General features: G+C 56.6%; 20 protein-coding genes, 1 tRNA gene, 1 other RNA gene and 2 pseudogenes. 8 read left to right on the top strand and 16 right to left on the bottom strand.

The features are described 5' to 3' along the window. Positions 1–1236 precede the first annotated feature (1236 nt). The 11 genes and pseudogenes from HMPREF0372_RS17155 to HMPREF0372_RS17105 all read right to left on the bottom strand — a co-directional run bounded on the left by HMPREF0372_RS17155 (position 1237) and on the right by HMPREF0372_RS17105 (position 13643). The gene (locus HMPREF0372_RS17155; RefSeq protein ID WP_007495291.1) at positions 1237–1938 is read right to left on the bottom strand and encodes a hypothetical protein; all 702 of its coding nucleotides are present in this window, start codon (positions 1936–1938) and stop codon (positions 1237–1239) included. Positions 1939–2039: 101 nt separating this feature from the next. Next, positions 2040–2963 carry a C39 family peptidase gene (locus HMPREF0372_RS17150; protein WP_140402450.1) on the bottom strand — a complete coding sequence of 308 codons (924 nt, stop codon included), beginning with the start codon at positions 2961–2963 and terminating at the stop codon, positions 2040–2042. 87 nt (positions 2964–3050) lie between these two features. After that, positions 3051–4283: a sensor histidine kinase gene (locus HMPREF0372_RS17145; protein ID WP_414016163.1), complete on the bottom strand. Its 1233-nt coding sequence runs from the start codon at positions 4281–4283 to the stop codon at positions 3051–3053. Next, complete coding sequence (vanR, locus tag HMPREF0372_RS17140) at positions 4216–4917, bottom strand: VanR-ABDEGLN family response regulator transcription factor (protein ID WP_009256776.1); 702 nt, start codon at positions 4915–4917, stop codon at positions 4216–4218. Before vanR ends, HMPREF0372_RS17145 begins: the two co-directional genes overlap by 68 nt. A 2705-nt stretch (positions 4918–7622) precedes the next feature. After that, on the bottom strand, positions 7623–7883 hold the full coding sequence (locus HMPREF0372_RS17130; protein WP_007495266.1) for a hypothetical protein: 261 nt from the start codon (positions 7881–7883) through the stop codon (positions 7623–7625). A 303-nt stretch (positions 7884–8186) separates the two neighbouring features. Next, positions 8187–9023: a two-component system regulatory protein YycI gene (locus HMPREF0372_RS17125; RefSeq protein WP_007495264.1), complete on the bottom strand. Its 837-nt coding sequence runs from the start codon at positions 9021–9023 to the stop codon at positions 8187–8189. Between the two features lie 12 nt (positions 9024–9035). Further along, positions 9036–10400, bottom strand: a complete 1365-nt coding sequence (locus HMPREF0372_RS17120; protein WP_007495261.1) for a hypothetical protein — start codon at positions 10398–10400, stop codon at positions 9036–9038. Continuing rightward, positions 10387–10734, bottom strand: a pseudogene (locus HMPREF0372_RS21400) (sensor histidine kinase); the annotation flags it as partial. The gene HMPREF0372_RS17120 and the pseudogene HMPREF0372_RS21400, both read right to left, overlap by 14 nt. A gap of 159 nt (positions 10735–10893) precedes the next feature. Beyond that, positions 10894–11658: pseudogene (locus HMPREF0372_RS21395) on the bottom strand (histidine kinase dimerization/phospho-acceptor domain-containing protein); the annotation flags it as partial. A 722-nt stretch (positions 11659–12380) separates the two neighbouring features. After that, positions 12381–13088, bottom strand: a complete 708-nt coding sequence (locus tag HMPREF0372_RS17110; RefSeq protein ID WP_007495258.1) for a response regulator — start codon at positions 13086–13088, stop codon at positions 12381–12383. 18 nt (positions 13089–13106) lie between these two features. Next, positions 13107–13643 (bottom strand): NUDIX domain-containing protein, encoded by a 537-nt coding sequence (locus tag HMPREF0372_RS17105; RefSeq protein ID WP_007495256.1) that lies wholly within the window; start codon positions 13641–13643, stop codon positions 13107–13109. A gap of 177 nt (positions 13644–13820) precedes the next feature. Here HMPREF0372_RS17105 and HMPREF0372_RS17100 point away from each other — a divergent pair, with 177 nt between their 5' ends. The 7 genes from HMPREF0372_RS17100 (at position 13821) to HMPREF0372_RS17075 (ending at position 20299) form a co-directional block, all read left to right on the top strand. Beyond that, a complete protein-coding gene (locus HMPREF0372_RS17100; RefSeq protein WP_007495254.1) occupies positions 13821–14315 on the top strand; it encodes an adaptor protein MecA in 495 nt (164 codons plus the stop codon). A gap of 69 nt (positions 14316–14384) precedes the next feature. Further along, on the top strand, positions 14385–14858 hold the full coding sequence (smpB, locus tag HMPREF0372_RS17095; RefSeq protein WP_007495252.1) for an SsrA-binding protein SmpB: 474 nt from the start codon (positions 14385–14387) through the stop codon (positions 14856–14858). 42 nt (positions 14859–14900) lie between these two features. Beyond that, positions 14901–15422: a peptidylprolyl isomerase gene (locus tag HMPREF0372_RS17090; RefSeq protein WP_007495250.1), complete on the top strand. Its 522-nt coding sequence runs from the start codon at positions 14901–14903 to the stop codon at positions 15420–15422. A 172-nt stretch (positions 15423–15594) separates the two neighbouring features. Next, positions 15595–15942: a transfer-messenger RNA gene (gene ssrA / locus HMPREF0372_RS19480) on the top strand. Positions 15943–16265: 323 nt separating this feature from the next. Then, entirely contained in the window at positions 16266–17699 is a 1434-nt protein-coding gene (locus HMPREF0372_RS17085; RefSeq protein ID WP_007495246.1) for an aminotransferase-like domain-containing protein, read from the top strand. 17 nt (positions 17700–17716) lie between these two features. After that, positions 17717–19006, top strand: coding sequence for an amidohydrolase (locus tag HMPREF0372_RS17080; RefSeq protein ID WP_007495244.1), 1290 nt, complete (start codon positions 17717–17719; stop codon positions 19004–19006). Positions 19007–19054: 48 nt separating this feature from the next. Continuing rightward, complete coding sequence (locus HMPREF0372_RS17075) at positions 19055–20299, top strand: MFS transporter (RefSeq protein ID WP_007495242.1); 1245 nt, start codon at positions 19055–19057, stop codon at positions 20297–20299. A 39-nt stretch (positions 20300–20338) separates the two neighbouring features. On the opposite strand, the gene HMPREF0372_RS17070 is transcribed toward HMPREF0372_RS17075, so the two are convergent. The 4 genes from HMPREF0372_RS17070 to HMPREF0372_RS17055 all read right to left on the bottom strand — a co-directional run bounded on the left by HMPREF0372_RS17070 (position 20339) and on the right by HMPREF0372_RS17055 (position 24982). Beyond that, positions 20339–21697, bottom strand: coding sequence for an MATE family efflux transporter (locus tag HMPREF0372_RS17070; RefSeq protein WP_007495240.1), 1359 nt, complete (start codon positions 21695–21697; stop codon positions 20339–20341). 65 nt (positions 21698–21762) lie between these two features. Next, positions 21763–22623 (bottom strand): bifunctional 5,10-methylenetetrahydrofolate dehydrogenase/5,10-methenyltetrahydrofolate cyclohydrolase, encoded by an 861-nt coding sequence (locus tag HMPREF0372_RS17065; RefSeq protein WP_007495237.1) that lies wholly within the window; start codon positions 22621–22623, stop codon positions 21763–21765. After that, positions 22623–23240, bottom strand: coding sequence for a cyclodeaminase/cyclohydrolase family protein (locus HMPREF0372_RS17060; protein ID WP_009256795.1), 618 nt, complete (start codon positions 23238–23240; stop codon positions 22623–22625). Before HMPREF0372_RS17060 ends, HMPREF0372_RS17065 begins: the two co-directional genes overlap by 1 nt. 65 nt (positions 23241–23305) lie before the next feature. Then, entirely contained in the window at positions 23306–24982 is a 1677-nt protein-coding gene (locus tag HMPREF0372_RS17055; protein WP_207635687.1) for a formate--tetrahydrofolate ligase, read from the bottom strand. Positions 24983–25126: 144 nt separating this feature from the next. Between HMPREF0372_RS17055 and HMPREF0372_RS17050 the strand changes: the two genes are divergently transcribed. Next, the gene (locus HMPREF0372_RS17050; RefSeq protein ID WP_035299130.1) at positions 25127–25387 is read left to right on the top strand and encodes a hypothetical protein; all 261 of its coding nucleotides are present in this window, start codon (positions 25127–25129) and stop codon (positions 25385–25387) included. Positions 25388–25424: 37 nt separating this feature from the next. Here HMPREF0372_RS17050 and HMPREF0372_RS17045 read toward each other — a convergent pair. Continuing rightward, positions 25425–25501 (bottom strand) — tRNA-Arg (locus tag HMPREF0372_RS17045). Positions 25502–25638 lie beyond the last annotated feature (137 nt).

The following is a 25638-nucleotide window of genomic DNA, read 5'->3' as shown; positions in this document are numbered from 1 at the left end:
CTTTTCAATTTGCGAAAATTATTGTACCTTATCCTCGCTCTCGAAAAGGCTTGAATTTCCGGGAGCAGGACACGGGCCAGGGCTTCCGATTCATGGAGGGGAACTCCCGTGCCCTAGTTAAGGCTTGCGTGAATCGCCCGGCCAGCTGTCCATTACCTCCCGAAGCTGGCTGTCCTGGCGGTGCGCCTTTTATCGCTATTCACGCGGGGGTTGTATCCGAAATACTGTGTATTCAGTTGTCAGTGGGAGGGGGACCCTCTTATCTATTAGGCGGATTTTAGGGCAAAGGTCCTCTCTTGCAGAGAATTTTTCAAACTATTTTAAATTTAGCAGACCCTGCTGATCCCCACGCCCTCGACCCTGGCAATTTTTTTACTGACGCTGAGAATGTAATAAGCATGAACGCGCCGGGCCTGGACAGGCGGGAGTTGGACGATGGCTGCATGGAGGGGGTCCCGATCTTCACCGGTCTCTAGAGGCTGCTCCGGGGACAGCGGCGGGTAGGGCATGTCGGCCTCAAAGCCGTGATCAGTGTCCATGGAACGCTCGCCATGATCCTGCTTGTGGCGCTTGTAGCTGTCACACAGGCGGCCACCAATGAAAGAGTCACGGTAATTTCGTCTGATGCCTCCAGAATGACGCGCTCGGTCAAATGGGGATAGTAATTGTTTAGAATGATAGTTTTCATTTTTAGTCTTTATTTCGGTGTTCAGCAGTTGACGGACTGGCAGATCGAAATGGAGGATGGCGGGGAGCGGCGCCCAGGCCAGCCGCCCCCACCTCTGGCCGCGATGGCCAGAGGTAGTCTGGTATAACAACGTCCGCACGGCGCAAGACCATGCGGACAGATATAACATGATTTTCTTTCGGACACTGGCAGATTTCTGCTACAAGGCTAGACAGGGATACCGGCAGAAAACGACCATTTTCGCAGTTGACCGCGGAATGGCCCCCTAATAGGGCCGGACTTTCTTTGACGAATAACCATTAGTCAGCTTGCTGCATGGTAACAACATGGCAGTATCCTCCTATAATCCGCCGTATCCTGCGCATAAGTAAACGGCAGCTTATTGCTAAACCGCCGTTAGTACAAGAAATCCGAGCATGAGGGAATATGTGCCCAGCGGCGGTTTTTTCTTTCCTGCCGCTGGGCAGATAACTTTTGACGTATTTTTTACATAGCTGTCATCAGGCTAAATAGAATCCCCCTGTGAATTTTAGCTGTCATGCAGACCTTTACGAAATCTCTCGGATTAGGATGAAGGGGGTAAGCTGGCGGTCTTGGCCTGCGGGATTATCTACAATCAGAGCCAAAAGCTGAGAGTCGGGCCAATTCTGGAGCTGTTCACTTTTTCCCAGAAGTTCGACAGTCAAATCGTTGGCATCCACGACCATCATCACAATTCCGGTTTTGAGATATACCTCATCACAGACCTTATCCGGCTTACTGGGAATACGAATCCCAATATGCGCATACTCCGGGATGTCCCTCCCCCAAAAGCCGTCTAGTCCCCTCACCTCATCGTCCAGCATATCGTAAAAAGTACCGTGGATGCCGCGGAGCTTATTAAGGCCGGCGCAGACAGCCGCCTTGAGGACCTTTCCCAAGCCGCAAAAGTTGATGGCAAACTGCATTTTAACAGGCAGGCCCATCCCGGGCCCAGCCGCCGTCTGATGGACAAAGCGTGAAAGAAGCTTGGCCCAGAAGCCTGGCTTGACCTGTTCCTCAGTAACCACCCGCCCTTGGCATAGGGCAATGACTTTTTCGCTGGCGGAAAGAATATCTCCCGGTTGGTAGACTGGTATGACATATCTCTCCAGGAGGTCGATATAATTCTCTCCTACCTGGACAAAATGTGTTGTAATCGCATGGCGGGCATACGTCTTGCCGTTAGCTTGAATGGTAACGGACTTTCCTTCGTTGGCGTAAAAATCCATGGGAAAGATTCCTCCTATATAATACGTAAATTGAAATAAGTATTCTGGTACGTTGCCTCCTTACTCTCCGCGCTTTCTGGCGGGGCACAGTTTGGACCATTTTATAAGGCTTGAAATGCCCATAGATTGCTGATTTGCGGTTTCAAAGTATCATAATCCCACAGCATATTGCTCCGCTCCGTACTGTTGGGATCATTGACTGTAAACTGTCCGTCCTTTATGCCGGTAATCACAATAAAATGTCCGGTTGTTGTAAAATCTCCGGGCCGCATACTGCAAATGATGGGGCGGCCTTCCTTCAAGACACCCTCCATAATCGATTTTGTCAAGGGCAGTTCCTCCCCGATTACTCCGAAGTGCTTCGCTCCTTCGCTCATAAGTGTCCAGGCAGTCCCAGCGCCGGGAACATAGTATCCCTGCTCACTGGCGTATTGGGCCACTACATACGGCGTAATGGTGTCATCGCCCGTTAAGCTGGTAATCACCATGGATAAGCAGGCTGGCCCGCATCCACTGACGGCAACGGAGCTGTTGCCATAGTCGCCGTAACCCCAGCGTTGATCGTATTGCAGAAGAAGCGGAACTTCTCCAACTTCAACCTCTCCGACAGTTTCAGCAAAAACCTGCCCTACTTTCTCTGGATACTCTAAAACAAAATTCAGCATATCCAGGTTTCTGGACAGCATTTTCAAAATATCCTCGGGATAGATTTCGCAGTTATCTATGACCTGCTGAACCCGCTGATCCTGGCTCACCAAGTCTTGCAGTTTCTGCCAGACTTCATGATCCATCGGCGCCTGGGTAACATCTGTACTTTTTTGCCTACTGTCTGCCGTCCCGCACGCATCATGCCGGGATTGATTGGTGCCCGAGGAAGATGCGCCGCTATCATTCTGAAATAAGGTTCCTCTAAAAAGCCAGACTCCTGCGATGACAAATGCAAAAACAAATGCGCACCAAAACATCACTACCCGCTGGTTGCGTTTGTGACTCCGCCTGGTTTTTTGGCCGAATGTTTCTTTCATAGGTATGCTCCTTTTCTAAAATGCAAAATAAACCACGCTCCTGACAGTTATCATTGTACTGAACAGGAGCGTGGCAAGTTTGAATATTCAGTTGTTTGTTTCTTGAGAAAAACTTGAGGAAGGATAGATGTTTTCTGAATCTGCCGCAGGCAGTTGAACCGTAAATGTGACCGTGTCATTTTCGCTCGATGCATGGATCGTACCGCCATGTAAAAGAATGATTTCCTTTGCAATTGCCAGCCCAAGCCCCGTGCCGCCTGTATCAGAGGCGCGGGATTCATCCAAGCGGTAGAACTTATCAAAGAGGGAGGACAACTTCTCAGCCGGGATTGTATTCCCCTTGTTTTGAAAAATGACGAAGACATGTCCTCTCACTTTCTCGGTAGAGATTCTGATTTCTGTATTCAGATAGCTGTATGCCGCCGCATTTTTTAATATATTGCTGAATACACGGGCCAACTGATCCGCATCCGCACAAACTGTTAAATCTTCATCAATTTCCAGTTTAATTGAGAGCCCGCGCTGAGAAAAGACCGGAGACAACTCATCGGATAATTGTATCAGCATATAGGAGAGGTCTATCGACTCTTTTATTAGCTTGATTTGCTGTGAATTGTACCTAGTGATTTCAAAGAATTCATTGATCATCTTTTCCAGCCGGTACGCTTTTTCCAATGTAATACGTACATGCTTCACACGCTGAGGGGCTGGCATATCCGGATCTTCGTGCAAAAGGCTCAAGTAGCCGATAACGGATGTGAGTGGGGTACGAATATCATGGGCCAGATACATTACCAACTCATTTTTCCGCTGTTCCGCAAGGGCCGTTTCCGCCTTTTGTCGCTCCAGTGTCTGCTTTACAGCATTTAATTTACTCTCAAATGGCAGCATTTCTGGTGATAGGCGGATCGCCTTTGAATCGTCCACCTGCAGAGCGTCAATTCCCTGATCGATCTCCTTGAAGTATTTGGTCATCCATCGGAATAGGCGCAGGAGCAAAAACGCAAAGACGAATGTAATTGCCGCTGCGAAGAACACTTCCCTGTAACTTCGAAAATAGTAGAAATAGATCATGTTCGCAGTTTCACGGTCTACTCCAAAAAAATGCATCAAAAAGTATGCAATTAGGTTTCCTCCTCGCCGTCTCCACAGCAACACATAAAGAACAATTACGATAAGGATCGATAACAAAGCGTTACCGCAAAAACGACGCGTGATTTTAGCCCGAAATGTAGCATAATCGTTGCTGAACTTAATCTTCAATTTTATAACCGACCCCCCATATCGTTCTGATATATTTTGGATTATCCATCGTATCATTCAGTTTTTCTCTTAAATGGCGAATGTGGGACGTGATTGTGTTGTTCGTTTTACTGTAATATTCATCCGCCCAAATCCTGTAAAAAAGCTCCTCGGCGCTGACAACCGTTCCCTTGCTTTCTAAAAGGATCTGTAAGATCGAAAATTCAGTAGGCGTCAGCGTAAGTGATTTTCCATCCAACAAACACTGGTGTGCTTTTACATTCATCTCCAAACCGGCGTGGGTCATGACATCACCGGCCTCCGCTTCAGCTTGCGCGGGATTGTATTTTTTGTACCGCCGCAGCTGAGATTTCACCCTTGCAACTAATTCAAGCGGACGAAAAGGTTTTGTCATATAGTCGTCTGCACCAAGTGTCAGACCGTTGATTTTATCCGTTTCTCCGTCTTTGGCTGTCAGCATAATAATTGGATATGTGTGTCTTGTTCTGATTTTCTGGCATAGCGTATATCCATCTATATCCGGTAGCATGACGTCCAGGATCGCAAGGTCAAGGTTTGTTGTGTTGATACACTCGAGGGCTTCTTTTGCAGAATAGAATTTAAACACGCTATAATTTTCGTTGTTCAGATATACTTCAATCAAATCCGCAATCTCGACCTCATCATCGACGACTAGTATTTTGTCCGGCATGATACTTCGCTCCTCCTTTGCATCGTCCTCCACATATTGTAATAGAAAGGGATATTATAATTGTTGAGCCTTACATGAGAAAATATTAAGATTTTCCTCAGATTTCTATTGTGATTGGGGGAATCGTCAACTACTATTGCAGCAAAATCCTTGAATACATCAAGGATAGGAAGATAATTCGATTTTTTGCATTTCCGCAGGTTTGTGGGGTGCACGTTAGTATCAAGCAAGGCAAGTGTATAGATACTTGACGTTTTTGCACCGCAAAAATGCTTGTTGGGGTGCCCCCAAACCCTCTGGCACTTCTGGCCACGATGAAGCCGCTGACAAAGTCCCCAATTCGGACGTACTTGGGCTGGACCTCCTGGACCGGGTGCCGGACCACAGTCCCGTCTCCCAGCTGCGGTGGAGGAAGCCCTCCTTCGGCAAGAGCTTCCGGCGGCTGTTTGAGGAAATAGTACGCCAGTGTGTCCCAAACGGCCCTGTGACCGGTCGGCTGGTGGGTACCGACTTATGTGAAGGCCAATGCCTCCCGTGCCTCGGAGGAGCTGATGGAGCTCCAGGAGAGCCCAGGGAATTATTGAGACCGTCTGGACACCTACGGGGAGGAGGGGCTGGAGGAACCGGCCCAGTGGACCGGAAAACACCGTTCCAAACGAACCAAACAGCTCAAAAAGGATAGCTGCCACACCAGAAAGCGTGTGTGCCACACTGACCCGGAGGACGGCCATCTGAACCGCCCCGGCAGGCCCCGGGGGGCCCACTACTTGGGCCGCCAGACGGTGGACACCGACCACGGCGTTATCATCGGCGTCACGGGTTTAACCGTGCTTTTCATGCGTGCGAAAAAGTCCTTTGAATGGAGGACTTGCAAATCGGTGTCAAAGGGATTGTCATGGTGGGGCTCCGTGTCAGGCATTGGAGCGCCCTTGGAGATAGGAGCGGCGTGACCCTGCTTCCGGCGTTCATGTTGGATAGCCTAAGGGTGTATCAAATGGAAAACATTAGAGAAAATAAGAGGGACGACAAAATCATTTCCTGCCGCTTCACGGTCTGTCTTGGGCGGGACATAAAATAGAGGTTGGTCACATCGTCCCGCCCATGGCCGAGGAACCCGGCCACGGCCTTTTGGGCCGCATAGTGAGATGTTGGCTTCGTACCATTCGCCCGCGTAGGTGTGTCGGAGGCCGTGGGAGGCCATTGAGCGAGTGGAGTCCGGCTCTTGGGCGTAGGAACGAAAAGCCTGGAGGACCGTGATGTCCTGATGGGTGGGCACACTGTCCGGGATAAGGAGCTTGCATCCCTGTAGCGTCTGCTCGAGATGATACCGGAGGCGTGGCTCCAGGATGGGATTCAGTGAAACCGGCCGACCGCTCTTGCTTTTCAAAATCAAAAAAGGACGCAGTGCACCCAACGGCGCGGGCCGACTGTTTCTGGCAGATTTCCGCGGGAAACTGCCATCACAGTCAGCACCGGGAGCGGTAAACGCATTGAGGTGACTGGAATGAGAGGATGGAGGCCAGCCGGGCTCCCACAGCGGCCGCGCGTCCTTGGGTGAGGGGCAGATGATACTGCCGGCGTCCGTGGTCCGCCCCCGGCAGCAGGACGGAAAGATACACTGGTATACTGGTGAAACCGGTATGGGGAGCGCTCCTCTGCGCCAGGTTTGTGTTATCCTTTTGGACAGAAAAAGGCCCGAAAACAATTCGTGCTTGTTTTCGGACCTGATGGGTGAATATTCCAAATGAAGGCCGGTCTGTTTTTATCTCTGTCAAGTCTCCAGGGAGTTGGAATAAATCCACGGGTGAGAAATGCCACCTGATAACGGAATTAGCATAGCATAAAACAACACAGCCATATAGCTGCACTTTTTACTATCATTCTAATTATGATGATTAAAATAATTCGTCTTTACATAACCAGTAGATCAGGGCGCAATAAGCCCATTGCCGGCGTACAAACATTACAACGTGCACAACGCGGATCAAAGTCCGACGAACAGACGGCCAGCAATCCGGCGCATGCCCCGTGATTTCAGCGAGTGAGTACAAAAATCAATCACAGCTTTGATACCATAATATATCCTGCTTTTTAACCAGTAAATCTGTATGTAGTATCCGGATAGGGGCGCACTTATACAAGGTGATCTGCCAGTCCTCCTTAACTTACAAGTAAGGTTTACCACAGGAGCCTGAGGGATGTATAGGCGAAGCTTTTTCAACTGTTTAGAAGCTGCTTCTTGCATTTCCGGTCGGAACATTCCGTGTCCCACGCGGGCGGCATGTATTGTTGGAATGCCGAATAGGAGCCGTGGGAGTACCCGGCAAGGACGAGAAGTCCAGCGTCTAAGCGAGCATCCTGTAGGCCGAGGGAATCATTATCCCATGGCGTGAATACAGGTGGCGCTGATCTGCGGGGGGATGCTATGCGTCATTACTCCGTTGTAGTGGATGCATACTTGACAGCCAGGGCAAAAACAGAGAGCGTTACCGGCGTGCACAACGACAGCTTGATTGGTGCAATGGTCGCACACAAGAAGCTGTGAGGCGCAGGATCTGCATACCGTGGCGTACATGGTTACGGACTTATCTGGTTCCACAGTAGAACCTCCTCTCCCAAATACGGTAGAGTATCCTATGACCGCAACGGTTGAGTAGTTCGAAATGGTCCACAAAAAGCCGCCCCATGAAAGGGGCGGCTCAGGACTATAGATCTTCCAGATCAGCAGCAGGGAGGTCATTCTCCAGGTTATCCCGCGCCAGATCAGTGTCCAGCTCGGGGTATGCGTCAACGGGAATCGGACGCTCGTGGTAAACCAGCATTGTGGGGCCGGAGGTGCCTGCCACAATGGGATTGGCCTTTTTCTTGGTGTGCTTCGCCTTGCCCTGGAGCTCGGGGACGGGCGGGGCGTCGTTGTGGGGCTGGGTGTGCGTCCGCTCGGGGCGGGACATACCTTGCTTTGCCATAGTATCACCTCACCACTAGGGTGCCACGGGCAGAGGTAAAAATACGATACAAAATTTGAGGTACGGCATGAAATTATTGCAGCCCGGCGCCCATTCCCTTATTGCGGGTAGCAATCAAGTCCAAAATTCCGCAAGTACCGCGCTTGCTGACTGAGCTTGCGGAAAGGAATCACGCCGGATTCGCTCCGTCGCCTCTACAGCGGGGATGAGGTGGTGCTCATCCAGGTATGGAACCAGGTCGGCACCAGCCTGGATAAGCTGGATGTGTCCAAGTCGGACACAAATGGTAGGAGGGGGCATTTGTCAATCTTCGGTGGGGGAGAGCTCTCCTGTTATGGCGTCCACATAATAGGCGCCGCTGTCTGTGGTGATGCGCCAGACCGGTGTGAGCTCGACAGGCCGCGTGGTGCCGCTGACAATCAGATAGCCCGCGTTCATTTCGTCAATGCGGCTGCACACAAAGCCACCCTCTGTCACACCGGCCAGAAAACGGACCAGGACTGTGGCGGCAGAGAGGGTCTCTTCCTCGCTGGACGAGGTTACGGTGCCGGACAGGCGCTGGCCCTCCATGCGGAGCAGTGTGTCATCCTGCCAGAGCAGGGTGACCTGACAGGAAAAAAGGGGGGTACCCTCCCAGTTCTGGTAGTAGGTCAGTACCGTTTGCCCCGGGCGCTCACCGGACTCGGAGGAGATGAGAGTGCCCTGGAAATCGATTCGCTCCAGGCATGACTGGGAGGCATCCTCGTAGGAGCGCTCATGTTCCTTGGCCCAGGCACCAGGTTGAAAACGCACTGAGAAGGTGCCGTTCATGGAGAATTCAGCGGTGCCCTGTACACTGGAATACCGATGCCGGACATCGTTTTCCCCCTCGCGGGAGACATCGCCCAGCAGAGTCTGCGCCACGATGGCCTCGCTTTCCCGGTCACGGGTGACGGTCAGAGGGGAGAGTCCGGCCTCCTGGGGGACCCGCTCCGGGCCGAAGGTGATGCCGCTCTGCTCCAGAACGCGCACGGCCGCCTGGCGCGTATCCTCCTCATAGCGGGCGGCACGGCTCTCCTGCACACCCACCAGAATCAGGAGGAAGGCATTGACGGATACCAGCAGAAGCAGGATGATGTTTTTTAATTTGGACCATTCCACAGGGCATCATTCCTATCTGGCGGCCCAGCCGGCCTCCACAGTGTCACCGCCATTATCCGTATAAAAGACCACTAACTCCCTTCCCTCGGGAGACAGGGCCTCCAGCGCGGCGGCGGCCTGCCGCTCGGGAAGAAGCAGGCTGTGCTCCGCAGTCTCCTCATAGCGGCGGAAGCGCAGGGTATAGTCTATGATCTGTCCGTTCCGCACCGTGAACCGGGCGGCGCAGCCGTCCTCTGGAAGGAGAACGGCCGCTCCGCTCAGGCTGTAGCCATAGCAGACCTCTGTGGTGCCGTCGGCCCCTTCTGTGATATCCATCAGGTAGAGTTGGGCAGCGCCGCAGGAGGCGCCCACAGTATCTGCGGCCAGCCGCCGGGTGGTTTCCACTAGCTCCGACACCGTATAGCCATCTGTGGTTCCGATGGGATAGCGGGAGGCCGCATCCTCTGAGGTGTGGTAGGACACGGTGCCGTCATTGCCGATCTCCAGAGTTTCCCGTCCTACCCGGAGGCGCAGGCCGCCAGGGATTTCGTACAGGGCATCGCTCTGTGTCTGGAAGGAAACAGCGGCCTGAAGGGCCGATATGGTGGCCTCGTCCGGGGAGGAGAGGGGGTTGGCGGAGTGGTACACCAGGGGGCTCGGCGTGGCGGAGGTGAGCAGTACATAGGGGTCCAGCCCGGCATAGCCCCGGTCTGCCTCCAACTCAAAGACAAAAAATGCACCGTTGCTCCCATGGCCGGAAACCAGCTCGTCCATATGGCCGGTGTAGGCGACCTCCGTTTCACAGGCATAATACAGGCCATCTGATTCATTATGATAGTACAGAGAGACCCCACCATCTAGATCCTGGGCCACGGCCAACTGGCGGGCTGTAGCAGTAAGGGAGGGGTTGCTGCCGCCCTCGCCCATCCAGGCGTATAGGGCCTCCAACGGGAGCTCTCCCAGGAAGTCGAACCACACGCCCGGGGCCTGTAGGGCGTCCCGCCAGGCTGACTCCGGAACTGTATGGGGAGAGGCGGCGCTGGAGAGAGCCTCGCTGAGCAGGATGCCTACCGAACTGAACAGGCGGTCGGCTTGGGCTGGGTCATACTGAACCGCAAAGCGGTCCACCCCATCGCAGACAGCAATACGCACGGGCTGGGCGGCGGCTCCGGCCTGTCCGGTCGCCTCGGGGGCGTCCGCCGGAACGCTCTGTCCTGGATTTAAAAGTGAGAGAAGATGATCCAGCCAGCCCCGGGGGCCCTTATCCACCAGCCCGTTGAACATCAGCACCCGGACCGTGAGCACCACGGCGGAGAGGGTGAGCAGCAGGATCAGCAGGTTTTTAAGCCGCTCCACGGTGTTTCGTCTGCGGCGGCGCACGCGCTTATTCCCTTCCATGGTGCGGGCCCTCCACCAGCAGGGTGATTCGTACCGTCAGACCGGGACCGGAGCGGTCCACCAACTCGATGGTGCCCTCATGGCGGTCTATGATCTCCTTGGCAATGGAGAGCCCCAGTCCTGTGCCGCCCGACTCGCGGGAGCGGGCCTTATCCACCCGGTAGAACCGCTCGAAGATGCGGCCCCGGTCCTCTTTGGGGATGCCGATGCCGTTGTCGGCCACTTCCATCCACACCCGCCGGTCCTGGCGGCCGGCGGAGATACGGATGCGGCCGCCATCGGGGGTGTATTTGATGGAGTTGGATACCACATTCATCATCACCTGAACGATCCGCTCACGGTCCCCGGTAATCTCGGGCAGCTCTTCCGTGATGTCCAGCTCCATGGCGTGGCCGTGGCGCTGGGCCTCCATCAGGTTGGCGTTGTAGACATCCTGCACCGCCTGTCCGAAAGGGAAGGGGGCCAACTTCAGCTCGGCCCGGCCGGAGTCAAAGCGGGAGAGGGTGAGCAGATCCTGCACAATGTGGGTCATACGGTCGGATTCGTTGAGAATAACACCCAGGAAGTTCTTTTCCGTGTTGGGAGGGAGCTCTCCTGCGTTGTCCGCCAGCGTCTCCGCATAGGAGCGGATGTTGGTCAGGGGAGTGCGCAGCTCGTGGGACACGTTGGCCACAAACTCCCGGCGGAGCTCCTCGGTCTTGCGCTGCTCGGTTACGTCGTGAATGACGACAAGAACGCCGCCCAGACGCTCCTGGTCAAAGGGAGTGAGCAGAAGCTCCAGGCTGCGGCCGCCCACATCCCGCTCACCGTCCAGGTAGCCGGGCTGCTCCACGGCCAGCACCCCCTGGAGGGGAGCAATGTCGGAGAAGAGTGTATCGTAGTTCTCGCTGCCGCCAATGGGAATGGATCGGCCCAGCATCTCCTCGGCGGCGGGGTTGGACTGGATAACCGAGCCGTCCCGGGAGAAGGCCACCACACCGTCGGTCATATGCAGAAAGAGAGTGCCCAGCTTGGTGCGCTCGTTCTCCACTTCTTCCAGGGTGCGCTTGAGCTGCTGGGCCATGTCATTGAAGGTGCCGGTGAGCACGCCGATCTCGTCCCGGGAGGCCACCTCGATTTTGTGGGAAAAGTCGCCGTCCGCCACCCGTTCAGCGCCCTCGGTCAGCCGCTCAATGGGGGTGATCAGCGTCTTGGACAGCAGGAAGGAGAGAAGCACGGAGATGATAAGGCCGAAGATCAACGCCTCTACGATCAGCATGATCAGCTCGCTGTTGAGGGCGGACACATTGGCGCCGTTGTCCTGCACATAGACGATGTAGCGGCCCTCGCCCCGCTGTACTGCCACGGCTACGTCCATATAGGCGGCGGCGGGGGAGTTATCGTCGCTGGCATCCTCACCCGCCAGCACCCGCATCAGGTTGCGGGAATCATTGGGCATCGCCTGTCCGGACTCCTTATCGTCGGAGCCTGCCAGCCAGTGGCCGTCGGTACCGTCCAGTACGTAGTATTTCCGGCTGCGGTTGTCAATGCCGAGGGTGCTGTTGGTATCCAGAATGTGGGCGATGCTGGATGCGGCGTCCTCCTCACCCTCAATGGGAGTCTCCAGGTCCTTCCAGAAGTCCGGGTCGCCAAAGGCCTCGGACATCTGGGTATAGAAGTCCTGCGTGTAGTAATTGGCAACCGAATTGATCAGAAATGCACCTACCACTGTCATCAGGGAGATAATCAGCAGCGTCATGATGAGCATGAGCTTCATGTGCAGGCTTCGAAACATGGAGACACCCCCTCCCAATTCTTCCAAGAGATGCAACGGCGTCCTGAGCCGAAGCGTTGAAGCAGTACCCGATGGCCTCCCGGTTATGATGAACTACAGCGCTGCGGAGTCGTCCGTTCCCTGCACGCCAGGCCGCACGGAGACTCCATAGGGATGTAAGATTTCAGGTAAAGCGAATTCAACCTGCGGCTTGCCTTGCTGGAGTTTTATGCGTTGAAGTAATAGCCCAGTCCCCTCCGAGTGACGATAAACTGCGGGACTGCGGGATTGTCCTCCACCTTTTCGCGCAGGCGGCGCACGGCTACATCGACGGCGCGCACATCGCCTACATAACCCTCATAGTTCCAGACGTGTTCCATCAGAGCCTCCCGGGAAAAGACCTTTCCGGGCTGGGAGGCCAGAAATTTCAGCAGCTCATATTCCCGCTGTGTCAGCTCCAGGGGGTGATCATCCTTGTAGGCGATCATCAGGTCGACATCGATGACGATACGGCCATGCTCAATACGCTGGCCCCCCAGGGGAGCGGCCGCGCCGGCGGCGGCCACCATCTCGTTGCGGCGAATATTGGCCTTTACCCGGGCCAGCAGCTCCCGCATGGAGAAGGGCTTCGTGATATAGTCATCGGCCCCCAGCTCCAGCCCCAGGACCTTGTCGGTCTCCTCCTCACGGGCGGTAAGCATGATGACCGGTGTGCTCCGGTTTTCCCTGCGCAGGCTGCGGCATACGTCAAAACCATTCATCTTGGGCAGCATGAGATCCAGGAGAATCAGATCCGGGTTTTGCTCCAGGGCCAACTGGAGGCCCGCCTCGCCGTCGTAGGCCTCCAGCGTCTCATAGCCCTCCTTGGACAGATTGAAGCTGAGAATATCGACGATGTTTTTCTCGTCCTCCACGATCAGGATACGCTTGTTCATGGCAATTCCTCCACACACTCACAGTCCCAGCAACAGCTTGGCCTTCAGCACCAGCGCCACAGTTTTGGCGTCCTTGATCTCCCCCTGCCGTACCTGCTCCACCAGGGCGGAGAAGGGGATGCGCTCCACGGAGAGGAACTCGTCCTCGTCCGGATGACAGGCTCCCTCAGTCAGCTCTTGGGCGAGATACATGTGAAGCACCTCCGAGGAAAAGCCGGGGGAGGAGTAGAGACACCCCAGGTAGGTCAGCCTCCCGCAGGAGGCGCCCACCTCCTCCTCCAGCTCACGCAGGGCGGCCAGACGGTGGTCCTCGCCCCGCTCCAACTTCCCTGCGGGCAGTTCGGCCACCACCTCCTGGAAGGGGTAGCGAAACTGGCGGACCAGGCTCACCGTGCCGTCGTCAAACAGGGGCAGAATAGCCACCCCGCCGGGGTGCTCCACCACTTCCCGGGAGGCCACGCGGCCGTTGGGCAGTTCCGCCTTGTCCAGCCGCACCGTGATGATCTTTCCCTCAAAGAGCACGCGGCTCTCCACTGTCTTTTCCATCAGTTCCATCCGGCATATCCCTTTCTTTGCACAGCCTTTGCACTGCGGCATCCAGATTAAACCACATTATATCATAGATTCCGCCCCTTTGCCAATCCCCCCAATCATTACAGCTATCCAAAGTCCACGGCCATCCGGTATAATACCATCAACGGTCGGATTGATTTTTGCAAAAGGAGGCCCGTTATGACGATCCAGCCAATCGGAAGCGCCAGCGTGGCGCTGTACATCACACCTGCGGACTTGAAGGAGCACGGTCTCACCCCGGCAGGGCTGACTCTGGAACGGGCGCTGGCCATTACACAGACCGCCTTCCACGAGGCGGGGATCACTCTGGAGGGCTCCATCGAGATCGAGGCCTACCCGGATGCCTGCGGCGTTCTGGTGTTTGCCCATGTCCGCGCGCCGGAGCGGGCCTGGTTTTCTTTTGACGAGCTGGAGCCTGTGGTGGCCGCGGCCCGGGATCTGCCCGCACCGCGGCCGGATGCGGCGCTGCTCTGGTGGGAGGACCGCTGGTGGCTCTCGCTGGGAGCGGGGGAGGAGCAGGCCATTGCGCGGCTGTCGGAGTTCGGCCGCTGTGAGACCGCACGCCCCCATCTGGAAGCCCGGCTGGCCGAGCACGGCCGCCCCGTGTGGGATCAGGACGCCCTCACCGCGCTGCTCTCCTACTTTCCCGTCTGACCTATTGACAAGCGTGGTATAATAAAAACCTAGGCATATACAGCCGGAACGCAGGCCGGGGGTGAGGACATGGACGGCAAGGGAATCAAGGTGGTTGCAAAGAACAGCAAGGCTTACCACGATTACTTTATTGAGGATAAGTACGAGGCGGGCATCGAGCTGGCGGGCACCGAGGTCAAGTCCATCCGCCAGGGCCATGTCAACCTCAAGGACTCCTTCTGTATCGTGAAAGACGGGCAGATGCACGTTCACGGCATGCACATCAGCCCCTATGAGAAAGGGAACATCTTCAACAAGGATCCCTTGCGCTCTCGCCGGCTGCTGATGCACAAGCGGGAGATCCTCCGCCTCTTCGCCAAGGTAAAGCAGGATGGATACGCGCTGGTGCCTCTGTGTCTCTACTTCCGCGGTCCCAAGGTCAAGCTGGAGGTGGGGTTGGCCAAAGGCAAGAAGCTCTACGACAAGCGGGCCTCCGCCGCGGCCAAGGACGCCAAGAGGGAAATGGACCGCACTATGAAATCCCGCCGCACCGGCGGTTATTGATGTCAAAGAGGGGGGCATCCCCCTGGGAAAGGAAGGAATCCAATGGCTCAAAATCCCATTGTCACCTTTGAGATGGAGAACGGCGGCAAAATGGTCGCTGAACTCTACCCGGAGGTGGCGCCCAACACGGTCAACAACTTCATCAACCTGGTGCAGTCCGGCTTTTATAACGGCCTGATCTTCCACCGGGTAATCCCTGGTTTCATGATCCAGGGCGGCTGCCCCAATGGCAACGGCATGGGCGGCCCCGGCTATTCCATCCGCGGTGAGTTCAGCCACAACGGGGTGCAGAACAGCCTCAAGCACGACCGGGGTGTACTCTCCATGGCCCGCGCCATGAATCCCAACTCCGCCGGTAGCCAGTTCTTTATCATGGTGGAGAAGGCCCCCCATCTGGACGGCGAGTATGCCGCCTTCGGCAAGGTGATCGAGGGCATGGACGTGGCCGATACCATCGTGAACGCAGACCGGGACCGGATGGATAAGCCCAAGCAGGAGCAGCGGATGAAGTCCGTCACCGTGGAGACCTTCGGCGTGGACTACCCCGCCCCGGCCAAGTGCTGATTTTCAGGAGAGCTCAACGACTCAATTCCACGCAGAAATGTCCTGCAACCTCATCTCTCCCGGTGAAGCCCAGCGTCAGCGGGTTCACCGGGAAGGTGAGGAGCAAGGGAGCGGCCTGACGGATGTCCGCCTTTGGCGGGTGTCCGGAAGAAAGCGGACTTTGCGACGAGCCGGGGGCGTACTGGTTTCGACGGGGACGTAGAGGCGGGAATAGCGGGCGGATGCGCCTATCATCCTTAAAATGGGCAGCTTATAAATTAAAGAACAACGATAACGTTGAGCTTGTCGCGGCTTAAGCCGTGACCGTCCCGTCCGGAAGGACCACGAGCCGGAACGGGGCGTCGTTTAGTGGTGCACGTGTGTGCGCAAAGCTTTGAGCGCACCATGAACAATGAAGCTACCAAGCCCTGTAGTTTGACGGCCTACGCCGGGGTAAGGGAATGTAAATGACCGTCTGCGCCCGGAGAGGTTCCCGAGGAAGCGTTTTCGGACGGGGGTTCGACTCCCCCCGCCTCCACCAGAAAAGAAAGACACGACGAAAGTCGTGTCTTTCTTTTTGTGTTCAATCCGCTGATGTGGGTACCAGTAATTATGACACACCCCGGATACCATGTTCTGGGACAGAAACTTTAAAGGGTATTATTATGTACAATTTTGAATCAATTTTATCTCTGGGGGTATTTTGGTATACAGCAAAAGATTTGGACTATACCAAAAAATAAATATGGTACTTTTGCTTGAGGAAAGATACTGATATAATTCTCACAAATTGTTAGACATACTTGGAGAGTGCACAAGACACTTTTCACAAAAGAGAGGGGCTGGGCGGCAGGTGGGAGAAGGATGAACATCAGGATCAATCGCAGCAGCCAGACCCCCATCTATCTCCAAATAAAATGCGCCATTCAGAATTTGATTTTATCGGGGGAGCTCAGCCCTGGCTACAAGATGCCGGCAGAGCGAAAGCTGGCCGGAGAGCTGGATATACATCGGAATACCGTCATCAAGGCATATGGAGAGCTGGTTGACGAGGGATATCTGATCGTCTCCTCGAAGCGGCCGAAGGGTTACTTTGTCAAGGAGATTGCCGACGACGGAGTGCCATTCAAGCGCTTTTTCCCGCTGGAGAAAATGATTCGCTATCATTTTACGGACAAGGAGAAGCTGTTTCTGGACATCTTCAGCCGGTCGGAGCGGGAGGAATGCATCTCGATGGGCGGGATCATCATGGATGATGCGGCTTATCCCAGAGAGGGCGTAGAGAAGATTCTGCAGAACATGTCCCGGGAGCCGCGAAACGAGGCCGAACGGATGAAGAAAAACATCTGTTCTGTACTTTTTCAGGAGAACATGTACGTCAGCCCAAAGAATATTCAGTTGGTTGCCGAGACCAATCAGGCACTGAGCCATATCATGACACTCTATCTGGAAGAGGGGGACTACGTGATAGCAGAGGAGCCGGTGGTACCCGACAACGCCAGCATTTTCCGCAACAAGGGGATCAACCTCGTAACAGTGCCGATGGAGCCGGACGGGATGGATCTGGCCAAGTTGGAGACAGCGATCCGAAAATACGCACCGAAATTCATCTATACCATGCCAAACTATCACAATCCTACGGGCATTGTGATGTCCCTGGAGAAACGGAAAAAGCTGCTGGAGCTGGCGGGAAGGTATTGTATTCCCATCATCGAAGAGGACTCCCAGCGGGATTTTCGATACGAAGGAAACCGGCTTCCCAGCCTGTACGCTCAGGATCGGTACCGGTCGGTGATCTATATCGACTCCTTCACGCTGACCTTTCCTTATGGGATTAAGACGGGGTATATTGTGGGGCCTACCGACCTGATCGAAACGCTGGAACGGCTCATTGTTGTGGACGAGACCTTTGTAAGCAGCCTAGGGCAATATATTCTTAATGAGTATATCGAGCGCGGATATTATCAAACCCATATCGGACACTTGGTGAAGCACTATGCGCACAAGCGGGATCTCCTTTGCCAATGTCTGGACGGGATTGCGGACAAGGGGATTACCTATACCAAGCCCCGGGGTGGGCTGCTTCTCTGGTGTGATCTCGAAGAACGCATCAATGAACGCAGGCTGTATCACGAGGCGGAGAGCCGCGGGCTGTTAATTATGCCCGGCTTCCTGTTTTACCCGAAGGGCTATGAGGGCGGCGGTCATGTTCGGCTGTGCTTTTCCAATATCAGCGATGCCGACATTGAACGAGGTGTCCAAATTTTGAGTGAAGCGCTGGAACACAGCGTGGAATAAACCTGTGGAGGGATAGCATGAACCAGTTAACAGAGTACCGGAGAGAGTTCCATAAATACCCAGAAAACGGCTGGCGGGAATTTCGAACCAGCGCCCGGGTGGCCGAGATACTGACCGGGATGGGGTATGATGTGGCCATGGGACCGGACGTGATCGAGCCCGGAAGCGTGGGGGAGCCTGAGCGGCTGAGCGAGGAGCAGATCCGTCAGGAGATGGAGCGAGCCGTCCGGCAGGGAGCCGATCCGGCATTTGTGAAGCGGACCCAGGGCTGGCCCGGCGTGATGGCGGTGCTGGACACCGGAAGGGAGGGGCCTGTCTCCGCGATGCGGTTTGAGATGGACTGCCTGCCCTACGACGAACCTCAGAGGCCGGGATACCGCCCCTGTGACGAGGGCTATCTCTCCTGCAACCCCCAGTCAGTACACGCCTGCGGCCATGACGGACACACGGCTATCGGCTTGGGCATCGCCGCAGAGCTGATGAAACGGAAGGGGGAGCTGAAGGGAAAGATCAAGCTCTTCTTCCAGCCTGCCGAGGAGACGTTCTATGGCGCCCAGTCCATCGTGGATAAGGGGCACCTGGACGACGTGATGAACTTTATCGCGGTACATATCGCCCTGAGCGCGGAGAACAAGCCTCTGCCCTCCCATACCGTAGCCTGCGGGTGCCAGGATTTCCTCAGCGACCGGCAGTTGGATGTCTATCTGGAGGGAAAGGCCGCCCACCCCTGCGGGGCCTCCCAAGAGGGAAAGAACGCCCTGCTGGCCGCCTGCTCCGCCGCATTAAACATCCACAGCATCGCCCCCCACGAGGAGGGCCTGTGCCGGGTGAATGTGGGCGAGATCCACGCCGGTGTGTGTGCCAATACCATTGCGCCGGACGCCATGATGCGCATTGAGTACCGGGGGCAGAAGCCCGCGATCTCCGAATACGCGGGCCAGCGGATCTTCGATATTCTGGAGGGCACTGCAAAGGCCTACGACCTCAAGTATCACTATGTGGATTACGGAGAGGTGCCCGCAGGCGCCAGCGACTATGCCATGATGGAGGTTGTCCAGCGGGCGGCCCAAAAGGTGCCCTGGTTCCAGACAGTATATTTTGAGGGCAATGTCGGCGGTACGGATGACGCCGCCGTAATGTTGACCAAGGTACAGCAGAACGGAGGAATTGGCTCCTATGTGGGCATTGGTGCGGATACCACCGGCCCCGTTCACAACCCCGAATTTGACTTTGACGAGGACTGTCTGCAGGCCGCCATGGAGCTGTGTGTGTATGCCCTGGAGGAGCTCCATGGGATGGATGCTTGACTTAGAAAGAAGAGGACAGTGTAAAAACATTAGGAGGTAAAGAGAACGATGGCTGAGAAAGTTGTATCCAAGTTGAGGGGGAACATGTGGCGGCTGATCATTCTGGCAGTGGCCGGCTCCCTGATCTACGGACTGCCTTATTTCAGGACCTATTACTATGACGCGTATCTCCAGGCGTATAACCTGACCAACACCCAGATGGGCTCACTGGGCTCCATCTTTGGCGTATTCGGCATGATTTCCTATCTGTTCGGCGGTGTCGTAGCCGACTTTATCTCTCCCAAGAAGCTGATCTCCATCTCACTGATCCTGACCGGGGTGGCTGGATTCTGCCACCTGTTCGCCACCAACTATTCCATGCTCCTGGTGATTTACCTGGTGTGGGGTTTTACAGCGCTCTTTGCGTTCTGGCCCGCATTGGTCAAGGGTATTCGTAGTCTGGCCTCCTCTGAGGAGCAGGGAAAGGCCTACGGCTTCATGGAGGCTGGACGCGGCGTGACCAACGCGGCCCATCTCGCTATCGCTCTGGCCATCATCACCGCCATCACCAGCAAGCGTGGCAGCGCCGCCGGCCTCAAGGGAGGCATCATCTTCTACTCTGTCGTTGTGATTGTGCTGGGCATCCTAGTGCTCCTCTTCTTTAAGGATCCTGAGACCTCTGACAAGTCCGAGCGCTTCAACTTCAAGCAGGTTCTGACCGTGATGAAGCTGCCCCAGGTGTGGATCCTCTGCCTGATCCTGTGCTGCACCTATGTCATGAACATGTCCTATGCCTACTTCAACCCCTACGCCACCTCTACTCTGGGCGTGGCCATGGTGGGCGGCACCATTGTAACGATTATGGCGGACTACATCCGTCCCTTTGCCTCTGTGGGCGGCGGCGTCCTGGCAGACCGTCTGGGCCGGCCCAGGATCATGACCATCGCCTTTGCCATCATGGCGGTCGGTACGTTTGCCATCGCCCTGTTCCCCAAGATGAGCGTGCCCGTCTTTGTGGCCCTGTGCGCCCTGGTATATGTGGGTATGTACTGCAACTACGGCATCGTGTTCTCCCTGATGGATGACGGCGGTATTCCCATGGAGGTCTCCGGCACCGCCGTGGGCGTGATCTGTACCATCGGCTATCTGCCCGAGGTGGTCTGCCCCGCGACTGCCGGTATCATCCTGGATACATTTACCGAAGCGGGCTATAAGTATTACTTCCTTGCCGTCGGTATCATTATGCTCATCGGTATTGTGGGTATTATGATCTGGAACCGCAGCATGAAAAAGCAGAAAGCAGTGAACAAGTAAACAAAAGAGCTGGTATCCATTCCGGATACCAGCTCTATTTTATTTGTACGTTTCCAGTGCGGCATCTGAGGGGAAACGGAGCCGGAGAAGGCAGACGGCAAACAGCAGGCCGCCCAGGAACCAGGTCAGCGGATAGGCCCAGTAGATCACCCGAATATCGGGAATGAAATGGGTGACGGCGGTGATGTAGGCGATGCGCAGGGCGCACCAGGTGGCCAGCATGATAGCCATGGGGATGATTGGCCGCCCGGTCCCCCGGAGAATGCCTGCACAGCAGTGGGAGAAGGCCAGGAGGAAGTAGAACAGGCTGACGGTCCGGGCGTCGGCCACGCCGTAGGCGATGACCTCCGGGCTGCTGTTGAAGGCGGCAACCAGCAGGGGAGAGAGGACGAAGATGCCCAGCCCGATGGCCTCGGCCAGCAGGGGACTGCACAGCAGCCCGAACCGGATGCCGGAGCGGACCCGGTCATAGCGCCGCGCCCCGATGTTCTGGCTTACAAAGGTGGCCAGGGCCATGGAAAAGCAGGAGACCGGCAAAAAGGCAAAGCCCTCGATTTTGCTGTAGGCACCGCAGCCCGCCATGGCCGCCGAGCCGAAGGCGTTGATGTTGGCCTGGACGATGACGTTGGCCAGGGAGATGACCGAGTTCTGAACGCCGGAGGGAATACCCAGATAGACGACCTGCCGAAGCATATCGCCGTGAAAGCGTACCTGCCGCCAGGACAGGCGGTAGCTGTGCCCGGTGTGGGTGAGCTTGCGGAAAGCCAGGAGGGCGCTGAGGGTCTGGCTGAGGATGGTGGCCAGAGCCGCGCTGGCCACGCCCCAGCGGAAGACGGCCACGAACAACAGATCCAATACCACGTTGGTGAGGGAGGCGAAAATCAGATACTTCATGGGACTGCGGCTGTCCCCCACAGACTGGAGGATGCTGGCGCACATATTGTAGAGCACTACGGCGCTGGAGCCTAGAAAGTACACTCGAAAATACGCAATGGAATTTCCGATGACATCGCCGGGTGTGCCCATCCAGCGCAGAATCTGGGGGGTCAGCAGAACGCCCACCACGGTGAGCACAAGCCCGGCCGCGATGCCCAGCGCTACGGTGGTGTGGAGGGCGCGGGAGAGATTTTCCCGGTCATCGGCGCCGTAAAAGCGGGCAATAACCACCCCGGCACCCAGGGAGACTCCGTTAATAAACCCTACCAGCAGCATAATCATGCTGGCGGAGGAGCCCACCGCCGCCAGAGCGGTGCTGCCGATGAAATTGCCAACAATCAGGGAGTCTACGGCGTTGTAGAGCTGCTGAAACAGGTTACTGAGGAAAATAGGCAGGGCGAAGGCCAGCATCTTCCGGGGCACACTGCCTTCGGTCAGACGGTTCTGGTCGGTTTCATCCATGCGGTACGATCACGGCTTTCTGTTTGATAGAGTACAGCCCGGCGCTCCGCCGGCGGCCGCCTGCACTACAGGGAAATGTCCGCGGACTTTGCGGCGGCATCGAGCACGTGGCGGGCCAGCACGGAGGTGGTCACGGCCCCCACGCCTCCGGGGACGGGGGTAACGGCACCCACCACGGCTTCGGCCGCAGCGAAATCCACGTCACCCACCAAATGGCCGGCGGCGTCCACATTGATACCCACGTCGATGACCACTTGGCCGGGGGAGAGGCAGTTGGCACCGATAATCCCGGCCCTTCCAGCGGCGGCGATCAGCAGCTCTGCCCGACGGCATTCGGCCGCCAAATCGGCGGTGCGGGTGTGGCAGAGGGTGACGGTGGCGTTCCGGTTCAGCAGCAGCATAGCTGCCGGCCTTCCGATGACCAGACTGCGCCCCACCACCACGGCGCGCCTGCCGGTAGGCTCAAAACCATAGTAGTCTAGCAGTTCCAGGCAGGCCTGAGCGGTGCAGGGGGGATAACCCTGCCCGTCACCGGAGAATACACTGGCCAGGGAACCGCTGGTGATGCCATCCACATCCTTGACGGGGGAGAGGGCGGCACACACCGCCGCCTCGTCCAAGTGTCTGGGCAGAGGACGGAAAAGGAGGCAGCCGTGAATGGCCCCGTCCTCGTTGATCCGGCGGATGACCGTCAGCAGTTCCTCCTGGGTGCAATTGACTGGCAGGATAAAATGCTTTACAGAAATTCCGATCATTTCACAGCGCTTGCAGGCCCCACGCTCGTAGGAGAGATCCTCCGACCGCTCTCCCACCCGGACGATGGCCAGGGTGGGAGAAATGCCGCGGGCCCGCAGCCTCTCCGCCTGTCCGCACAGGCGTTCGGTGAGCGCGGCGGCCACTGGCGCCCCCTTCCAAAGCTCTGCCATCAGGTGTACCTCCCCATCACCGACTCATAGATCTGTTCGGCGCGCTTCCAGTACTGCTCCACAAGGCCGTCAGCTTCGTCATTCATGGCCTCCGCATACGGCCGGTCGGCCATGCTCTTGGTATTCACCTTCACGTTGAGCCATGCCCCATAGAGGGCACCCCAGCATAGAACAGCCCCGGTTCCCACATCGGAGAGCACCATCACGCTTCCCTTGTCCAGCATCTCACTGTGAAGGTCAATTGCCTCACAGCAAAGCCGGAGGATCTCCATGGGTGCGGCGGCGGCGTCTCGCAGACAACGCTCCATCACCTCACCCCGGCTCGGGTCCTCCTTCGGGATGGCGTAGGCCCGCGAGAGGGGCTCAAATGCGGCGGCGTCGGTATCCACCAGGCCCAGCAAACGGGCACGGAGGTCCTCCGCCCGCGCCATCAGGGCCTTGACATCCTCCTCCACTGCGGCGTATTTTTGCTTGCCCACGGTGTAGTTGCCAACCATGGTACACAGGGCCGCGCCCAGGGCGCCCGCCAAGGCGGAAGCCCCTCCGCCGCCGGGGACGGGGGCCTTGGAGGCCAGTGCGTCCAGAAACGCGCCGCAGCTCTGTTCCGCGGTATTCATTCGCAATCCCTCCTTCATGATTCAGATAGGTGGCCTACGGCCGCCTATCTGCCGTTTCAATGGGCTCAAAACAGGCCGGAGATTCTGCCGTTCTCGTCTACGTCCACCTTTTCGGCCGCAGGCACTTTGGGCAGGCCGGGCATGGTCATGATGTCGCCGGTGAGGGCGACCAGGAACCCGGCGCCGGCGGATACCTTAATATTGCGTACCGTGATGGTGAAGCCCCTGGGCGCGCCCAGCAGGGCGGCGTTATCAGAGAAGGAGTACTGAGTCTTGGCCATGCAGATGGGCAGGGAGCCAAAGCCCAGCTCAGTGAGCTCCGCCGCCTGCTTTTGGGCGGTGGGGGTGAGCACCACGCCGTCGCCGTGATAGACCTTCGTTACGATAGCGGCCAGCTTGTCCTCAATGGAGGCGTCCAGCTCGTAGGAGAAGGTGAAGTGGTTGGGCGCATCGCAGAGGCGGATGACCTCCTCGGCCAGGGCAACGCCGCCCTCGCCGCCCTTGGCCCACACCTCGGAGAGGGCTACGTTCACCCCCAGTGCGCGGCACCGGTTCTCCACCAGCTCCAGCTCCGCCTCGGTGTCGGTGGGGAAACGGTTGACGGCCACCACACAGGGCAGGCCGTAAACCTCGGTGATATTTGCCACGTGCTGGAGCAAGTTGGGAAGGCCGGCCTCCAGGGCGGCCAGGTTTTCACTCCCCAGCTCGGCCTTGGGGCAGCCCCCGTGGTGCTTGAGGGCGCGGACAGTAGCCACCACCACCACCGCGTCGGGGTGGAGCTGGGCCAGACGGCACTTGATGTCGAGGAACTTCTCCGCACCCAGATCAGCGCCGAAGCCGGCCTCGGTGATTACATAGTCGCCCATCTTGAGGGCCACCCGGGTGGCCATGACGGAGTTGCAGCCGTGGGCGATGTTGGCAAAGGGGCCGCCGTGGATGAAGGCGGGGGTGCCCTCCAGTGTCTGCACCAGGTTGGGCTTGATGGCGTCCTTGAGCAGGGCGGCCATAGCTCCCTCGGCCCTGAGATCGTGGGCGGTTACGGGGGCGCCGGAGCGGCTGTAGGCCACCACCATCCGGCCCAGCCGAGCCTTCAGGTCGGTGAGGCTGTCGGCCAGGCAAAGGACGGCCATGATCTCCGAGGCCACGGTGATGTCGAAACCGTCCTCCCGGGGAACACCGTTGACCTTGCCGCCCAGGCCGCACACGATGTTGCGCAGCTGACGGTCGTTCATGTCCACGCAGCGCTTCCAGGTGATACGCCGCACGTCGATGTCCAGAGTATTGCCCTGCTGAATGTGGTTGTCCAGCATGGCGGCCAAAAGGTTATTGGCTGCGCCGATAGCATGGAAGTCGCCGGTAAAGTGGAGGTTGATGTCCTCCATAGGGATAACTTGGGCGTAGCCGCCGCCAGCCGCGCCCCCCTTGACGCCGAAGACAGGCCCCAGAGAGGGTTCCCGCAGGGCGACAACCGTATTCTTGCCCAGGCGGCGCATGCCGTCCGCCAGCCCCACCGTGGTGGTGGTCTTGCCTTCGCCCGCCGGGGTTGGATTGATGGCGGTCACCAGAATCAGTTTTCCGTCGGGGCGGTCCGCCCGGTCATCCAACAGCTTCAGATCGATCTTGGCCTTGTATTTTCCGTAGTACTCCAGGTACTCCTCGTCCACACCGGCCACGGCTGCAATGTCCCGAATGGGCTTTATCGCACAGGCCTGTGCGATTTCAATATCCGACTTCACTTCCACATCCACACACTCCTTTATACACTTCGGCTGGAAAAGAGAGAGGAAGATGGCGGTGTGCCCCCGACATCTTCCGTTCACCTTCCAGAATTTCAAGTTTATCGTAACATCCTTTGCCCGCCCTGTCAACCGGAGGTGGAACGGGAAATGGAAGGTCCGGGGGACAAAAACGGAAAAGGCAAATTCAGCTTGCCTAGGGCTTGTTTGAAAATTGGCGATGTGTCCAGCGGCGAGGAATTTTGGGCCGCTGGCAAGCAATTTTTTCGCAGGAATCCTGACGGATTTCAAGGAAAAATTGCGCCGTCCAGCGGTCAAAAGGCCCGTCGATTGGGCATGTTGACATTTTTCAAACAAGCCCTAGGTATTAAAATTCAGAAATGTGGAGGTCACCCGTGGAGGCTGGAGTAAAAAAGAAAGACACGACGTACGTCGTGTCTTTCTTTTTTGGTACGGCTGAAGGGATTCGAACCCCCGACCTTTTGATTCGTAGTCAAACACTCTATCCAACTGAGCTACAGCCGCATGTCATTGAGAGGACTGTATTTGTCCTGCTCGCTGACGGCTTGATTATATTAGCACAGGTTGGAACAGAATGCAAGAGGAAAATAAAAATTTCTCCAAAAATTTTTGTAGGACTACAATACATATTGGACATCTGA

This window comes from Flavonifractor plautii ATCC 29863 (genome assembly GCF_000239295.1).
Classification (GTDB): domain Bacteria; phylum Bacillota; class Clostridia; order Oscillospirales; family Oscillospiraceae; genus Flavonifractor; species Flavonifractor plautii.
Note: the sequence above shows the minus strand (reverse complement) of the source record. Positions and strands in the feature narration are given on the sequence as shown.

Coding starts and splice junctions, on each gene's coding strand:
- HMPREF0372_RS17155 (WP_007495291.1), bottom strand. CDS start 1,938: ATGGATTTTTACGCCAACGAAGGAAAGTCCGTTACCATTCAAGCTAAC.
- HMPREF0372_RS17150 (WP_140402450.1), bottom strand. CDS start 2,963: ATGAAAGAAACATTCGGCCAAAAAACCAGGCGGAGTCACAAACGCAAC.
- HMPREF0372_RS17145 (WP_414016163.1), bottom strand. CDS start 4,283: ATGATACGATGGATAATCCAAAATATATCAGAACGATATGGGGGGTCG.
- vanR (WP_009256776.1), bottom strand. CDS start 4,917: ATGCCGGACAAAATACTAGTCGTCGATGATGAGGTCGAGATTGCGGAT.
- HMPREF0372_RS17130 (WP_007495266.1), bottom strand. CDS start 7,883: ATGGCAAAGCAAGGTATGTCCCGCCCCGAGCGGACGCACACCCAGCCC.
- HMPREF0372_RS17120 (WP_007495261.1), bottom strand. CDS start 10,400: ATGGAAGGGAATAAGCGCGTGCGCCGCCGCAGACGAAACACCGTGGAG.
- HMPREF0372_RS17110 (WP_007495258.1), bottom strand. CDS start 13,088: ATGAACAAGCGTATCCTGATCGTGGAGGACGAGAAAAACATCGTCGAT.
- HMPREF0372_RS17105 (WP_007495256.1), bottom strand. CDS start 13,643: ATGGAACTGATGGAAAAGACAGTGGAGAGCCGCGTGCTCTTTGAGGGA.
- HMPREF0372_RS17100 (WP_007495254.1), top strand. CDS start 13,821: ATGACGATCCAGCCAATCGGAAGCGCCAGCGTGGCGCTGTACATCACA.
- smpB (WP_007495252.1), top strand. CDS start 14,385: ATGGACGGCAAGGGAATCAAGGTGGTTGCAAAGAACAGCAAGGCTTAC.
- HMPREF0372_RS17090 (WP_007495250.1), top strand. CDS start 14,901: ATGGCTCAAAATCCCATTGTCACCTTTGAGATGGAGAACGGCGGCAAA.
- HMPREF0372_RS17085 (WP_007495246.1), top strand. CDS start 16,266: ATGAACATCAGGATCAATCGCAGCAGCCAGACCCCCATCTATCTCCAA.
- HMPREF0372_RS17080 (WP_007495244.1), top strand. CDS start 17,717: ATGAACCAGTTAACAGAGTACCGGAGAGAGTTCCATAAATACCCAGAA.
- HMPREF0372_RS17075 (WP_007495242.1), top strand. CDS start 19,055: ATGGCTGAGAAAGTTGTATCCAAGTTGAGGGGGAACATGTGGCGGCTG.
- HMPREF0372_RS17070 (WP_007495240.1), bottom strand. CDS start 21,697: ATGGATGAAACCGACCAGAACCGTCTGACCGAAGGCAGTGTGCCCCGG.
- HMPREF0372_RS17065 (WP_007495237.1), bottom strand. CDS start 22,623: ATGGCAGAGCTTTGGAAGGGGGCGCCAGTGGCCGCCGCGCTCACCGAA.
- HMPREF0372_RS17060 (WP_009256795.1), bottom strand. CDS start 23,240: ATGAATACCGCGGAACAGAGCTGCGGCGCGTTTCTGGACGCACTGGCC.
- HMPREF0372_RS17050 (WP_035299130.1), top strand. CDS start 25,127: ATGGAAGGTCCGGGGGACAAAAACGGAAAAGGCAAATTCAGCTTGCCT.